Source organism: Cellulomonas flavigena DSM 20109, from assembly GCF_000092865.1.
Taxonomy (GTDB): Bacteria; Actinomycetota; Actinomycetes; order Actinomycetales; family Cellulomonadaceae; genus Cellulomonas; species Cellulomonas flavigena.
This window is the reverse complement of sequence record NC_014151.1, coordinates 2,901,740-2,915,048: the sequence shown is the minus strand read 5'-3', so window position 1 is coordinate 2,915,048 and position 13,309 is coordinate 2,901,740. Positions and strand designations below refer to the sequence as shown.

Here is a 13,309-nt window from a genome sequence, read left to right as displayed (position 1 = left end):
CACCCACGGACCGGGTGGGTCAGCGGAGGTGGGGGACGACCTCGTCCGCGAACAGCTCGATGCCCGAGCGGTCGTAGGCGGCCTCCAGGAAGTACGTGATCGCGTACGTCATGCCGAGGCCCTTCAGCTCCTGCAGCTTCTCGACGATCTGCTCCGGCGTGCCGACCAGCGGGCCCTGGGGCCACTGAGCGAACTCGCGGTCGGCGCTGTCGGGCACCGTCTGCCGCAGGTGGTCGTGGATCCACTCGAGGCGCGCGTCGACGTCGGCCTGCGTGCGGCCGATGACGACGTTGTAGTTGGCCGAGCGCGTGATCTCGTCGAAGTCGCGGCCGACGGCCTCGCAGTGCCCGCGCAGGATCTCGGACTTGTGCGCGAAGCCCTCGGGCGAGCCGTCGAAGTTGGTGTAGTGCGCGTGCTGCGCGGCGATGCGCAGCGTCTTCCGCTCGCCGCCGCCCGCGATCCACAGCGGCGGGCCGTCCTGCTGCAGGGGGAGGGGTGCCAGCTGCGCGCCGTCGACCTGGTAGTGCTCGCCGGCGAGCGTCGCGGTGCCGGTGCTCCACAGCTGCTTGAAGATCTGCACGCCCTCGTCGAGCATCGCGATGCGCTCGCCGGCACGCGGGAACCCGTAGCCGTACGCGCGCCACTCGTGCTCGTACCAACCGGCGCCGATGCCCATCTCGACGCGGCCGCCCGAGATGACGTCGGCCGTCGCGGCGACCTTCGCCAGGTAGGCGGGGTTGCGGTACGCCATGCAGGTGCACATCTGGCCGAGACGCACACGCCGCGTCGAGGCGGCGTACGCGTTGATCAGGCTCCACGCCTCGTGCGTGGCCTCGCCGTTGGGCTCGGGTACGGCGTGGAAGTGGTCGTAGACCCAGATCGACTCGAAGGCGTCACCCTGGTCCGCCCACTGCGCCAGGCCGTTCATGACCTGCCAGTGGTCGTGGGCGTCGATGCCCGTGAGGTCCTGCCGCCAGCCCTGGGGGATGAAGAGTCCGAATCGCATGCCTCGCACGCTACCCGCGCGCCCGGGCGCGGGCCGCGCGTAGGGCCGACGGTCGTGGAGTGCACGATCGTGGGCGCGCCCGGTGCCGTCACGGCAGGATGGGCGGGTGCTGACCTCGTGGACCGCGGACGCGGTGCGTGCTGCGGAGGAGCCGCTGCTCGCGGCCGGGGTGCCGCTCATGGGGCGCGCGGCGTTCGGGCTCGCGGGGCACGTCGCCCGCGCGCTGCGCGAGGCCCGCGGCCGTGTCCGGGGTGCCCGTGCGGTCCTGCTCGTCGGGCCGGGCAACAACGGGGGCGACACGCTGCACGCCGGTGCGCTGCTCACCCGTCGCGGGGTCGCGGTCACCGCGGTCCTGGCGTCACCACGGGTGCACGCCGACGGGCTCGCGGCGCTGACCGCGGCGCACGGCCGTGTCCTGCGAGCCACCGACGGCACGGGACGGGCGGACGTCACCGCCGCCGTCCGCGCGGCGCACGTCGTGCTCGACGGGCTGCTCGGGATCGGCGGACGCGGGGGCGTGCGAGGGCCTGCGGCGTGGCTCGTCGAGGAGGTCGCGGCGGCGCAGCCCCGCCCCCTCGTCGTCGCGGTCGACGTGCCGTCCGGCGTCGGGGTCGACGACGGCACGCGCCAGGGCGCCGTGCTCGACGCGGACCTCACGGTGACGTTCGGCGTCCGCAAGCCGGCGCTGCTGCTGCCGCCCGCGGCGCACGCGGCCGGACGTGTCGTCCTCGTGGACCTCGGCCTGGACCCGGCCGGGGCCCCCGCAGCCGTGCGGCTCGAGGCGGAGGACGTCGCCACGCTGTGGCCCGTCCCGGGACGCGCCGCGCACAAGTACGCACGTGGCGTGCTCGGTGTCGTGGCCGGGTCCGCGCGCTACCCCGGCGCCGCGGTCCTGTCGGTCGCCGGTGCCGTGCGCGCGGGTGTCGGCATGGTGCGGTATCTCGGCGCGGCAGGACCGCAGGTGCTCGCGGCGCACCCCGAGGTCGTCGTCGGGGACGGGCGCGTCCAGGCGTGGGTCGTCGGCTCCGGCGTCGCCCCGGACGACGACGCCCAGCGCGAGCGGGTGCGCGACGTGCTCGCGCGTGCGGCGCACGAGCCCGTCGTCGTCGATGCCGGCGCGCTCGACCTGCTGCCCGAGCGCGTGCCTGCGCACGTCGTCCTCACCCCGCACGCGGGCGAGCTCGCGGCGCTGCTCGCCGCGCGCGGCGCCGCGGGGGTGACGCGCGAGGACGTCGAGGCCGCGCCGCTCGCGCACGCGCGGCGCGCGCACGAGCTGACCGGCGCGACCGTCCTGCTCAAGGGTGCGACCACCGTCGTCGTCGGGCACGGTGGCGCGGTGCACGCACAGGCCGACGCTCCCGCGTGGCTCGCGACCGCGGGTGCCGGTGACGTGCTCGGCGGTGTGCTGGGAGCCCTGCTCGCAGGACGCGCACGGGACGCCGTGACGGACCCGATGCTCCCTGCCGCGCTCGCCGCCGCCGCGGCCGCGGTGCACGGGTGGGCCGCGCACGCCGCGAACCCCGGCGGTCCGGTGGCGGCCGCGGACGTCGCGGGCGCCGTGCCGGGTGTCGTCGCGCGGCTGGTGAGCGCGTGAGCGCGTCGGGGGCCGGGGACGCGGTCGTCGCGTCGCGCGCCGCGCTCGCGCCGCTCGCAGGCGCCCTGGTGGCGCGCGTCGAGGCCCTGCTCGCCGCGGGCGGGCGGCGCGTGCTCGGTATCGCCGGCCCGCCCGGTGGCGGCAAGTCGACGCTCGCGGCGCAGGTCGCCGCAGCCTTCGCGGACACGTGCGTCGTGGTGCCGATGGACGGTTTCCACCTCGCCCAGACCGAGCTCGAGCGCATCGGGCGCGCGGCCCGCAAGGGTGCGCCGGACACGTTCGACGCCGACGGCTACGTCGCGCTGCTGCGTCGGCTGCGCGAGCCCCGCCCCGGTCACGTCGTGTACGCGCCCGAGTACCGCCGGGACCTGCGCAACGGCGTCGCCGGGGCGGTGGCCGTGCCGGCAGAGGTCCGGCTGGTGGTCACCGAGGGCAACTACCTGCTGCTGGCCGACCACGGGTTCGCGCCCGTCGCCGACCTGCTCGACGAGTCCTGGTACGTCGCGCCCGACGACGAGGTGCGGCTCGCGCGGCTCGTCGCCCGGCACGAGCGGTTCGGCAAGACGCCCGCCGCCGCGCTCGCGTGGTCGACCGGGCCGGACGCGAGCAACGCCCGGCTCGTCGCGCCGACGGCGGCACGGGCGGACCTCGTCGTGGGCCCCGACCTGCTGGGCTGAGCGCACCGACGCCCGACGCTCGGCGTGCCGACGCACGACCCGCGCGGTGAGAGACTGGCGGGCGTGAACGACTTCCCGGCGCGCGCGGTGGTCGACCTGGGCGCGGTGCGCGGCAACGTCCGTGCGCTCGCGGCCCACGCACCGACCGCGCAGGTCATGGCCGTGGTCAAGGCCGACGCGTACGGGCACGGGCTCGTGCCCAGCGCGCTGGCGGCGCTCGAGGGCGGCGCGACGTGGCTCGGCACCGCGCAGGTGCCCGAGGCGCTGCACCTGCGGCGCGCGGGCGTCACCGGGGCGCGGATCCTCACGTGGCTGTACGCGCCCGGTGCGCCGCTGCGCGAGGCCGTCGAGGCCGACGTCGACCTGTCGGTCGCGTCGCGGTGGGCGCTCGACGACGTCGTCGCGGCCGCTCGCGAGGCGGGGCGCACGGCGCGCGTGCACCTCAAGGTCGACACCGGCCTGGGACGCAACGGCCTGGTGCCTGCGCAGCTCCCGGAGGTGCTGACCGCCGCGCTCGCGGCCGAGGCCGAGGGGGTCGTGCGCGTCGTCGGCGTGTGGTCGCACCTGGCCTTCGCGGACGCCCCCGACCACGCGGTCGTCGCGCAGCAGGCCGGCGTGTTCGCCGAGGCGGTCGCGGCGGTCGAGGCGGCGGGTGCGCGCCTCGAGGTCCGGCACCTGGCGAACTCGGCGGCGACGCTGACCTCGCCCGCGCTGCACTGGGACCTCGTACGTCCCGGCATCGCGGTGTACGGGCTGTCGCCGGTGCCGCAGCTCGGCGGCCCGGAGCGCTTCGGCCTCGTGCCGGCGATGACGTTCGAGGCGCAGCTCGCGACCGTCAAGCCCGTGCCCGCCGGGTCCGGCGTGTCGTACGGCCACGAGTACGTGGTCCCGCACGACACGGTGCTCGGGGTCGTGCCCGTCGGGTACGCCGACGGCGTGCCGCGGCACGCGTCGGGCAGCGCCGAGCGCTGGGGCGGCCCCGTGCAGGTCGGCGGGCGGCGCCTGGGCGTCGCCGGTCGCGTGTGCATGGACCAGGTCGTCCTCGACCTGGGTCCCGGTGCCACCGAGTCGGCCGGCGACCGCGTCGTGCTGTGGGGTGACGGGCGCGACGGCGGCCCGACCGCTCAGGACTGGGCGGACGTCGCCGGGACGATCTCCTACGAGCTCGTCACGCGCCTGGGGGCACGCGTGCCGCGCACGTACGTCGACAGCGCGCGGGTGGCGGCACCCGCGCCGAGCGAGGGAGGTGGCGCGTGAACGTGCAGGTGCGGCTGCCCGACGCGGACGCGACCCGCGCGTGGGGCCGGGCGCTGGCCGAGGTGCTGCGCGCCGGGGACCTCGTGGTGCTGACCGGTGACCTCGGTGCCGGCAAGACGACGCTCACGCAGGGCCTCGGCGAGGGCCTGGGCGTGCGCGGCCAGGTCGCGTCGCCGACGTTCGTCATCGCGCGCGAGCACCCGCCGCTGCCGCGCCCCGACGGCACGCGCGGCCCCGCGCTGGTGCACGTCGACGCGTACCGGCTGGGCTCGCTCGACGAGGTCGAGGCGCTCGACCTGGACTCCGCGCTCGACGAGGCCGTCACGGTCGTCGAGTGGGGCGCCGGCTGGGTCGAGGGGCTCACGGAGGCCCGGCTCGAGCTGCGGCTCGAGCGCCCGCACGGCGGCGTCGGCGACGACGTCGAGGACGCGGCGGCGGGCGAGCGCGTGCTCACGGCGCGCACGGTCGGGGAGCGGTGGACGGGCGTCGCGCTGCCCGGCGCGCCGCAGGACGCGACGGACGCGTCCGCACGGACGGAGGACGGGGCCTGATGTTCCTGGGGATCGACACGTCCGGCGCCGTGGCGGCGTCGCTCGTCCACGACGGCGGCGAGCGCACGGTGCGCGACGACGCGCCGCGCCGGCACGCCGAGACGCTCGCGCCGTTCGTCGCGCGGCTGCTCGACGAGGCGGGGGCGACGCCGGCGGACCTGGAGGCCGTCGTCGTCGGCACCGGGCCGGCGCCGTTCACGGGTCTGCGTGTGGGCCTGGTGACCGCGCGGGTGCTCGGCCTGGCCCGGGGCGTGCCCGTGCTGGGCGTGCCGAGCCTCGACGCGCTCGCGGAGGCCGTGGCGCAGGACCCCGCGCTGCCTGACGGCGCGGGCGTGCTCGTCGTCACCGACGCCCGCCGCCGCGAGGTCTACTGGGCGCGCTACGAGGTGCGCGCCGACGGCACGGCCGTGCGCACCGCGGGTCCCGACGTCGCGGCGCCCGCGGACGTCCCGCGCACGGACGGCGACCTCGTCGTCGGCGCCGGGCGCGACCTGTACCCCGACGTGTTCGGAACCCCCGACCCGCGGCTGGCCGTGGGTCGGGCCGCCCTGACGCACCCGGACCCGGCCCTCCTGGTCCGCATCGCGCGGCGCCGGCTGGCGGCGGGGGAGACGCTCCCCGCCGACCCGCTGTACCTGCGTCGGCCGGATGCCGTGCCGCCTGCGGGCGGCAAGCGGGTCCTCGCGTGAGCGGTGACGCCGCCGACGTCGTCGTCCGGCCGCTGGTCGCCGCGGACCTGTCCGCGCTCGAGCGCATGGAGCGCGCCCTGTTCGGCGGCAGCGCGTGGTCGCGGCAGATGCTCGCGGACGAGCTGGTGGGGCCGGGGCGCACGTACGTGGGGGCCGAGCTGCCCGGCGGCTCGCTCGTGGGGTATGCCGGCACCTGGTACGACGGGCGGGACGTGCAGGTCATGACGGTGGCGACCGACGCCGGGTACCAGGGCCGCGGCATCGCGCGGCGCATGCTCGGCGCGCTGCTCGACCGGGCGCGCGAGCAGCGGGCCGAGTCCGTGCTGCTCGAGGTGCGCGTGGACAACGCACCCGCGATCCACCTGTACGCGAGCATGGGGTTCCGGCAGCTCGGACGCCGCCGGGGGTACTACCAGCCGGAGAACGTCGACGCGTGGACCATGCAGCTGCTGCTGCCGGCGCCCGTCGTCGAGGGAGCCGAGGGGGAGCGATGAGCACCGACGAGCGCCGCCGCGAGGTCCTGGTCGAGCCGGACGAGCTCGCGCGGCTGCTCGCGGACGACGAGCCCGTCACGTTGCTCGACGTCCGCTGGGCGCTGGGCCGCACCGACGGCCACGAACGGTACCTCGCCGCCCACCTGCCGGGTGCGGTGTACGTCGACCTCGACACCGAGCTCGCCGCGCCGCCGTCGCCCGCCACCGGGCGGCACCCGTTGCCCGCTGTCGCCGATCTCGAGCGTGCGGCCCGGCGCTGGGGTCTGCGCGAGGGTGGGGCGGTCGTGGCGTACGACGACGCCGGCGGCACGTCGGCCGCACGGGCGTGGTGGCTGCTGCGCTGGTCGGGGGTGCGGGACGTGCGCCTGCTCGACGGCGGCCTGCCCGCGTGGACGGCGGCCGGCTACGCCGTCGAGCCGGGGGAGGTCACTCCCGAGCAGGGCGACGTCGTGCTCGTGCCGGGGGCGCTGCCGACGGTCGACGCCGACGGGGCCGCTGCGCTCGCGAGCGACGGGGTGCTGCTCGACGCGCGCGCGGCCGAGCGCTACGCGGGGCTCGTCGAGCCGGTCGACCCGCGGGCGGGACACGTGCCCGGTGCACGCAGCGCGCCGACGCAGGCGAACCTCGGGCCCGACGGGCGCTTCCTCGACGCCGACGCGCTCGCGGCGCGCTTCGCGGCGGTCGGCGTGCGGGACGGCGTGCCGGTCGGCGTCTACTGCGGGTCCGGCGTCACGGCGGCGCACGAGGTCGCTGCGCTCGCGTCCGTGGGTGTGGCCGCCGCGCTGTACCCCGGCTCGTGGTCGCAGTGGTCCCACGACCCGGCCCGGCCCGTCGCGACGAGCTGAGGTCCGGGGCCGTGCCCCGGCGGGCGCCGCGCCTCAGACCACGCGGACGGTCTGCTCCCAGGTCAGGCGGGGCGCGCGGGGCCGGTCGGTGCCCTCACCGTCGGCGTAGCCGACGTTGAGGACGGCGATCGCGCGCCACGACGTGCCGGCGAGGAGCTCGGCGTCGATGCCGGCGGCGTCCATGCCGGTCATCGGCCCGACGCCCAGGCCCGCGGCGCGCAGGCCGAGGACGAGGTAGCCGGTCTGGAGCCACGCGCCGTCGCGGGCCATGCCCGCCCGCACGTCCGGGATGCCGGCGAACCGCTCGCCGGAGGTCGGGGCGTGCGGCACGAGCGTCGCCATGTGCTCGTGGAAGTCGGTGTCCGCGGCGACGACGATGCTCACGGGCGCGGCGAGCACACGGTCGCGGTTGAAGTCGGCCATGTGCGCGGCGAGACGCGCGCGGGCGTCGGGGGTGCGGACCACGAGCAGGCGCAGTGGCGTGGTGTTCATCGCCGTGGGGCCGAGGCGGACGGCGTCGTACACGTCCTGCAGGAGCTCGTCGGGCACCGGGGCGTCGGTGAAGCGCCCGACGGTGCGGGCGTCCCGGAACAGCCGGTCGACGACGGCGGTGTCGACGCCCGTCGGCGTCGCGGTCTCGAGGAGCTCGTGCGTGGTCATGGACGGTGCAACGTGGGGACGCGGGTATCACTTCCTGCGGAAAGTGTGAAGCGGCTCACCCACCTCCGGGCGCCTATCCTGGGACCGTGAGCGCACCCCTCGTCCTCGGGATCGAGACCTCCTGCGACGAGACCGGTGTCGGCCTCGTCCGTGGCTACGACCTGCTCGTCGACGCCGTCGCCAGCTCGGTCGACGAGCACGCGCGGTTCGGCGGGATCATCCCGGAGATCGCGTCCCGCGCCCACCTCGAGGCCATGGTCCCGACGATCGAGCGCGCGCTCGACACGGCAGGGGTGACGCTCGCGGACGTCGACGCCGTCGCCGTCACCGCCGGCCCCGGGCTCGTGGGCCCCCTGACGATCGGCGCCGCGGCGGCCAAGGCGCTCGCGGTCGGCCTCGGCAAGCCGCTGTACGGCGTCAACCACGTCATCGGGCACGCGGTCGTCGACGAGCTGGTCGACGGTGCGTTCCCCGAGCGTGTCATGGCCCTCGTCGTCTCCGGTGGGCACTCGTCGTTGCTGCTCATCGACGACACCGTGAACGTCACCGAGCTCGGCTCGACGCTCGACGACGCCGCCGGCGAAGCGTTCGACAAGGTCGGCCGCCTGCTCGGCCTGCCGTACCCCGGCGGCCCGCACATCGACCGGCTCGCGCGCGAGGGCGACCCCGAGGCGATCCGGTTCCCGCGCGGGCTGACCGCGGCCAAGGACCAGGCGAAGCACGCGACGGACTTCTCGTTCTCCGGGCTCAAGACGGCCGTGGCGCGCTGGGTCGAGGCGCGGCGGGACGCGGGGGAGGAGATCCCCCTGCCCGACGTCGCCGCGTCCTTCGCCGCCGCCGTCGCGGACGTCCTCACCGCCAAGACGATCGCGGCCTGCCGGCGCGAGGGGGTCTCGACGCTCGTCGTCGGCGGCGGCTTCTCCGCCAACTCCCAGCTGCGGGACATGGCCGCGGCGCGCTGCGCCGAGGCGGGGATCGAGCTGCGCATCCCGCCGATCCGCTACTGCACGGACAACGGCGCGATGATCGCCGCGCTCGGGTCGGCCGTCGTGCGGCGTGGGATGCGACCGTCGCCCCTCGACCTGCCCGTGGACTCGACGATGCCGCTCACGCAGGTGCTCGTCTGACGGTTGCCGTCAGGCCGACCGCAGGCGCCAGATGCGCGACCCGAGCGCGAAGAAGACGCTCGTGAGCACGAGCGCGAGGACGACCGGCCCCCACCCGAGGGTGCTCTGCATCGAGACGGTGTCCTCGGTGTGCGTGAGGATCGCCGGGGTGCCGAGCCAGCTCAGCTCGACCGTGCCGCCGCCCATCGCGTCGATCGCGTCGAGCGCGCCCAGCTGCCACGAGAGCCACATGTACCCGGGCACCAGGATCCCCAGGATGCCGCCGAGCAGGGCGCCGTCGGTCCAGCGCGGGCGCTCGCGGTCGAGCTCCGCGAAGTAGGCGGCCGCGAGGCGGCGGGGCGAGCCCAGGTCGCGCAGAGCGGTGTCGAGCCCGGCCCGGCGGGCGTCGTCGATCACGGAGGCACGCAGCTCGCGCCGGATCCGGCGCGCCTCGCGCGCCGGGTAGTCCTGCATCGCGAGCTCGAAGCGCAGCAGCCACCAGTCGAGCCGCAGCTGCTCGCGCAGCCGCATGCGGGTCCGTGGGTCGTGGGTCGTGGTCATCGCAGCAGCCCCCTGTCGGCAGCCGGCGCGGGAGCGTCGGTGGTGCCGGTGGTGTCGGTCGGGTGGGGTGTCGGTGGTGCGCCGTCGAGCACGCGCGCCGTCACGGCGACGAGCTCCGCCCAGGCGGCGCGGTGGTCGGCGAGCGCCTGCCGGCCGACCTCGCTCGGCCGGTAGTACTTGCGGGCGGGCCCGGAGGTGGAGGCGACCAGGCGCGAGGTCAGCAGCCCCTCGCGCTCGAGCCGGGTGAGGACGGGGTAGAGCGTGCCGGTCGACAGGTCGTCGAGGCCGGCGTCCCGCAGGACGGTCACGAGCTCGTAGCCGTAGGTCTCGTCCCGCGCGAGCGCGGCGAGGGCGAGCATGGGGAGCACGCCCTTGAGGAGCTGGGTGTCACGGGACTCGGCCACGGCTCGACTGTAGCGCCGAGTAGTGGGTGACACAAGATACTGGGTCGAGCACGTGACCTGGGCCCAGGCGCCGCGCGTCGTCGGGCTAGAGGGGGCGCCCGGCCGCGAGCTCCGCGACCAGCGAGCGCACCACCGGCTCCAGCTCGCCCGCGTGCCGGCGGGCGACGGCACGCTGCCGTTGGTACGACGCGCCGCGGCGCAGGATGACGCGCACCTGGTCGAGCTCGGCGGTGCAGCCCAGGCGCTCCGCCACGGGCGCGAGCTCGCCGAGCCACCGCGCGACCGAGTCGGTCACGAGCTCCTCGTCACCCGCGGCGTTCGTGATGACGATCGCGTCCATGCCGTAGCGCGCCGAGCGCCACTTGTTCTCCTGCACGAACCACGGCGGCATGGTCGGCAACGGCTCGCCCGCGTCGATCATCGAGGAGAAGTGCTCGACGAGGCAGTGCGTGAACGCGCTGATCGCGGTGACCTCGAGCAGGCTCGCGGCACCGTCGGCGATGCGCATCTCGAGCGTGCCGAACCGCGGGGCCGGGCGGACGTCCCAGCGCACCTCGTTGACCTGGTCGATGACGCCCGTGTGCATCATGTCGCCGACGTACTGCTCGAGCTGGTCCCACCGCTCGAGCTGCGGCGGCAGCCCTGCGGTCGGCAGCTGCTGGAACAGCAGCGCGCGGTTCGACGCGTACCCGGTGTCCTTGCCGCCCCAGAACGGCGACGACGCCGACAGCGACTGGATGTGCGGGAGGACCGTGAGCATCGCCCGGCTCAGCGGTAGGACCTTGTCGCGGTCCTCGATGCCGACGTGCACGTGCACGCCGAAGATGAGCATCTGCCGGCCCCACCACTGGGTCCGGTCGATGAGCGTCGCGTAGCGCTGCTTGTCCGTCACGCGCTGCGTCGCCCAGCTCGCGAACGGGTGCGTGCCGCCGCCCATGAGCTCGATGCGCAGCGGTCGTGCGGCGGCCGCGACCTCGTCGAGCGCGCGCCGCAGGTCCTCGCCCGCCTCGCCGACCGTGCGGCACTTGCCCGACGAGACCTCGACGGTGTTGAGCAGCAGCTCGGACGTGATGTGCGGGTGGTCCGAGCCGTCCGCAGGCCGCACGGCCTCGAAGATGGCCTCGGCGGCCTGCCGCAGGTCGCCCGAGTCGGCGTCGACGAGCGCGACCTCCCACTCGATGCCGACGGTCGAGCGCTCGGACCGCGCGAACGGCAGCGCGACCGGGGCGGCCATCAGACCGGCTCCACGACGAGCACGCGCTGCTGCCCGGCGACGCGGGTGAGCACCACCGTGCCCTCGGTGCCGCCGCGCAGGTCGAGCTGCTTGCGCAAGGTCTCGGGGACGACCGCGGTGCCCCGCTTCTTGATCGTCAGGCGGCCCACGTCCCGCTCGCGCAGGTAGGTCCGCAGGCGCTTGAGGCCGAAGGGCAGGTCGTCGAGCACGCGGTACGCGGTGGCGAGCGGGTGCCAGGAGCCGCGCTCGGCGAGGGAGTCCGAGGTCACGTAGGCGATCGTCGGGTCCACGAGCCGGCCGCGCACGCGCTGGGCGACCGTGCCGACGAGCCCGGCGCGGATGACCGCGCCGTCCGGCTCGTACAGGTAGGAGCCCACCGGGCCGACCGGCGGGGCGTCGTCCTCGCCGTCGGGGTCCGCACGCAGCGCGTGCGCGCTGCCGTCGCGCAGCACGAGCGCGGAGCGGCCGGGGCCGTCGGGGGCCAGCGGGCCGAACCACAGGCCGAGCTCGACGACCTCGCCGCCCGAGGAGACCCACTGGGCCTCGGCGTCGTGCGGCAGGTCGCGGTGCGCGATGCCGGGGCCGAGCTTGAGACCCAGCGCGGGCACGGAGGCGCGCACGGCGAGCACCTCGTCGAGCGGCGGGGAGTACGCGCGCGGGTCGAACACCCGTCGCCCGGTGCCGGTGCGGCGTGCCGGGTCGGCGTAGACCCCGTCGACACCCTCGCCGGCCAGGTCGAGCGCGAGCCCGTCGCCCATGCGGACCTCGACCTCGGGGAACGCGCGCAGGTTGACCGTCGCCAGCGCGGCGGTCGTCTCGTCGACGTCCGTGGCCAGGACCCGCAGCCCGACCCCTGCCATCGCCAGCGCGTCGGCGCCGAGGCCGCACGTGAGGTCCGCGACGCGCGTGCAGCCGGCGTCGAGGTACCGGCGGGCGTGGTGCGCCGCGACCTCGAGGCGGGTGGCCTGCTCGAGCCCTGCCACGGTGAAGAGCATGCCCTCGGCGAAGTCGCCGAGCTTGGCGCGCGCCTTCGCGCGCAGCCGCGACTGCGTGAGGGCGGCGGCCACGAGCCCGGGGTCGAGCCCGTCCTTCTGCAGCCGCTCGGCGAGCGGCAGCGCGAGGCGCTCGTCGTAGGGCGGCAGCGCCTGCAGCAGTGCCCAGCCGTCGGGACTGAGGAGCTTGACCAGTCCGGCGTCGTCCACGGGTCCCACCCTCCCACGTCCGGGCGCGGTCCGACGCCCGTGCCGTCGGGTCGTCGTGCGGCCGGCACCCGGCCCGCCGGGGAGACCCGGCAGGTGGGGCCGTCGACCGGCCTGCCGATCTGGCACTCGGGTTGACCGAGTGCTAACGCGTTCCTAGAGTGAGGAACCGGCACACCCCACGGGGGCGTGCCGAGCGTTCCCGTGGCCCGGCTCCCGCGACGACGGCGCGACGGTGCGGCGCAGACTCACTCCTGAACTACTCACACGCGAAGGGGAGGTCCGCTGTGTCGGTCTCCATCAAGCCCCTCGAGGACCGCATCGTGGTCAAGGCCGTCGAGGCCGAGACGACGACCGCGTCGGGTCTCGTCATCCCGGACAGCGCGAAGGACAAGCCCCAGGAGGGCGAGGTCCTGGCCGTGGGCCCGGGCCGGATCGACGACAAGGGCAACCGCGTGCCGCTCGACGTGGCCGTGGGCGACAAGGTCATCTACTCCAAGTACGGCGGCACCGAGGTCAAGTACTCGGGCGAGGAGTTCCTGATCCTCTCGGCGCGGGACGTCCTCGCCATCGTCGGCTGACGACAGCTCGTCCCCCCGGGACATGTCCCGGGAACGACGAAGGCCCCCTCCCGCGGGAGGGGGCCTTCGTCGTTCCCGGAGGGTCGGCGCCCGGGTCGCCGCGCTCAGGCCGTGACGGTGGTGCGGCGGCCGGCGCGCTCGGCGAGCACGGCGGCGCGCTCCTCCTCGGACAGGCCGCCCCACACGCCGTAGGGCTCACGCACCGCGAGCGACTGCTCGCGGCACTCCTTGAGGACGGGGCAGGTGGCGCAGATGGCCTTGGCGGCCTCGGCGCGGCGGCGGCGCGCGGAACCGCGCTCACCCTCCGGGTGGAAGAAGAGGTCCTGGTCCGCATCGCGGCAGGCGCCCTCGAACTGCCACTCCCACAGGTCCATCACCGGTCCGGGGAGACGCGAGATCTCGGCCATGTGTCCTCCTCGAGGCAAGTCGTGCTGGGTCCGACGCCGGTCGT

General features: G+C 75.9%; 16 protein-coding genes. 9 read left to right on the top strand and 7 right to left on the bottom strand.

What is annotated here, in order from left to right; translation table 11 throughout:
- Positions 1-19: 19 nt before the first annotated feature.
- Positions 20-1,006 (bottom strand): LLM class F420-dependent oxidoreductase, encoded by a 987-nt coding sequence (locus tag CFLA_RS13145; protein WP_013117824.1) that lies wholly within the window; start codon positions 1,004-1,006, stop codon positions 20-22.
- Positions 1,007-1,112: 106 nt separating this feature from the next.
- Between CFLA_RS13145 and CFLA_RS13140 the strand changes: the two genes are divergently transcribed.
- The 7 genes from CFLA_RS13140 (at position 1,113) to CFLA_RS13110 (ending at position 7,113) form a co-directional block, all read left to right on the top strand.
- Positions 1,113-2,600 carry an NAD(P)H-hydrate epimerase gene (locus tag CFLA_RS13140; protein ID WP_013117823.1) on the top strand — a complete coding sequence of 496 codons (1,488 nt, stop codon included), beginning with the start codon at positions 1,113-1,115 and terminating at the stop codon, positions 2,598-2,600.
- Positions 2,597-3,277 (top strand): nucleoside/nucleotide kinase family protein, encoded by a 681-nt coding sequence (locus CFLA_RS13135; protein WP_013117822.1) that lies wholly within the window; start codon positions 2,597-2,599, stop codon positions 3,275-3,277. The genes CFLA_RS13140 and CFLA_RS13135 overlap by 4 nt, the downstream gene beginning before the upstream one ends.
- Positions 3,278-3,340: 63 nt before the next feature.
- Positions 3,341-4,534: an alanine racemase gene (gene alr, locus CFLA_RS13130; RefSeq protein ID WP_148234364.1), complete on the top strand. Its 1,194-nt coding sequence runs from the start codon at positions 3,341-3,343 to the stop codon at positions 4,532-4,534.
- Positions 4,531-5,085 (top strand): tRNA (adenosine(37)-N6)-threonylcarbamoyltransferase complex ATPase subunit type 1 TsaE, encoded by a 555-nt coding sequence (gene tsaE / locus CFLA_RS13125; RefSeq protein WP_013117820.1) that lies wholly within the window; start codon positions 4,531-4,533, stop codon positions 5,083-5,085. The genes alr and tsaE overlap by 4 nt, the downstream gene beginning before the upstream one ends.
- The gene (tsaB, locus tag CFLA_RS13120) at positions 5,085-5,774 is read left to right on the top strand and encodes a tRNA (adenosine(37)-N6)-threonylcarbamoyltransferase complex dimerization subunit type 1 TsaB (RefSeq protein ID WP_013117819.1); all 690 of its coding nucleotides are present in this window, start codon (positions 5,085-5,087) and stop codon (positions 5,772-5,774) included. Before tsaE ends, tsaB begins: the two co-directional genes overlap by 1 nt.
- On the top strand, positions 5,771-6,268 hold the full coding sequence (rimI, locus tag CFLA_RS13115; RefSeq protein ID WP_013117818.1) for a ribosomal protein S18-alanine N-acetyltransferase: 498 nt from the start codon (positions 5,771-5,773) through the stop codon (positions 6,266-6,268). Before tsaB ends, rimI begins: the two co-directional genes overlap by 4 nt.
- Positions 6,265-7,113, top strand: coding sequence for a sulfurtransferase (locus CFLA_RS13110; protein ID WP_013117817.1), 849 nt, complete (start codon positions 6,265-6,267; stop codon positions 7,111-7,113). The genes rimI and CFLA_RS13110 overlap by 4 nt, the downstream gene beginning before the upstream one ends.
- A gap of 33 nt (positions 7,114-7,146) precedes the next feature.
- On the opposite strand, the gene CFLA_RS13105 is transcribed toward CFLA_RS13110, so the two are convergent.
- Complete coding sequence (locus tag CFLA_RS13105; protein ID WP_013117816.1) at positions 7,147-7,773, bottom strand: malonic semialdehyde reductase; 627 nt, start codon at positions 7,771-7,773, stop codon at positions 7,147-7,149.
- Positions 7,774-7,859: 86 nt separating this feature from the next.
- Here CFLA_RS13105 and tsaD point away from each other — a divergent pair, with 86 nt between their 5' ends.
- On the top strand, positions 7,860-8,900 hold the full coding sequence (gene tsaD / locus CFLA_RS13100; protein WP_013117815.1) for a tRNA (adenosine(37)-N6)-threonylcarbamoyltransferase complex transferase subunit TsaD: 1,041 nt from the start codon (positions 7,860-7,862) through the stop codon (positions 8,898-8,900).
- A gap of 9 nt (positions 8,901-8,909) precedes the next feature.
- Here the strand turns inward: tsaD and CFLA_RS13095 are convergent, their stop codons facing one another.
- From CFLA_RS13095 to CFLA_RS13080, 4 genes are all read right to left on the bottom strand, one after another.
- The gene (locus CFLA_RS13095; protein ID WP_013117814.1) at positions 8,910-9,440 is read right to left on the bottom strand and encodes a hypothetical protein; all 531 of its coding nucleotides are present in this window, start codon (positions 9,438-9,440) and stop codon (positions 8,910-8,912) included.
- A complete protein-coding gene (locus tag CFLA_RS13090) occupies positions 9,437-9,844 on the bottom strand; it encodes a PadR family transcriptional regulator (RefSeq protein ID WP_013117813.1) in 408 nt (135 codons plus the stop codon). The genes CFLA_RS13095 and CFLA_RS13090 overlap by 4 nt, the downstream gene beginning before the upstream one ends.
- 85 nt (positions 9,845-9,929) lie before the next feature.
- Positions 9,930-11,078, bottom strand: coding sequence for a glutamate--cysteine ligase (locus CFLA_RS13085; protein ID WP_013117812.1), 1,149 nt, complete (start codon positions 11,076-11,078; stop codon positions 9,930-9,932).
- Positions 11,078-12,280: a class I SAM-dependent methyltransferase gene (locus CFLA_RS13080; RefSeq protein WP_013117811.1), complete on the bottom strand. Its 1,203-nt coding sequence runs from the start codon at positions 12,278-12,280 to the stop codon at positions 11,078-11,080. Before CFLA_RS13080 ends, CFLA_RS13085 begins: the two co-directional genes overlap by 1 nt.
- 284 nt (positions 12,281-12,564) lie before the next feature.
- Here CFLA_RS13080 and groES point away from each other — a divergent pair, with 284 nt between their 5' ends.
- Positions 12,565-12,858, top strand: a complete 294-nt coding sequence (gene groES / locus CFLA_RS13075; protein WP_013117810.1) for a co-chaperone GroES — start codon at positions 12,565-12,567, stop codon at positions 12,856-12,858.
- A 104-nt stretch (positions 12,859-12,962) separates the two neighbouring features.
- On the opposite strand, the gene CFLA_RS13070 is transcribed toward groES, so the two are convergent.
- Entirely contained in the window at positions 12,963-13,265 is a 303-nt protein-coding gene (locus tag CFLA_RS13070; RefSeq protein WP_013117809.1) for a WhiB family transcriptional regulator, read from the bottom strand.
- Positions 13,266-13,309: the final 44 nt, after the last annotated feature.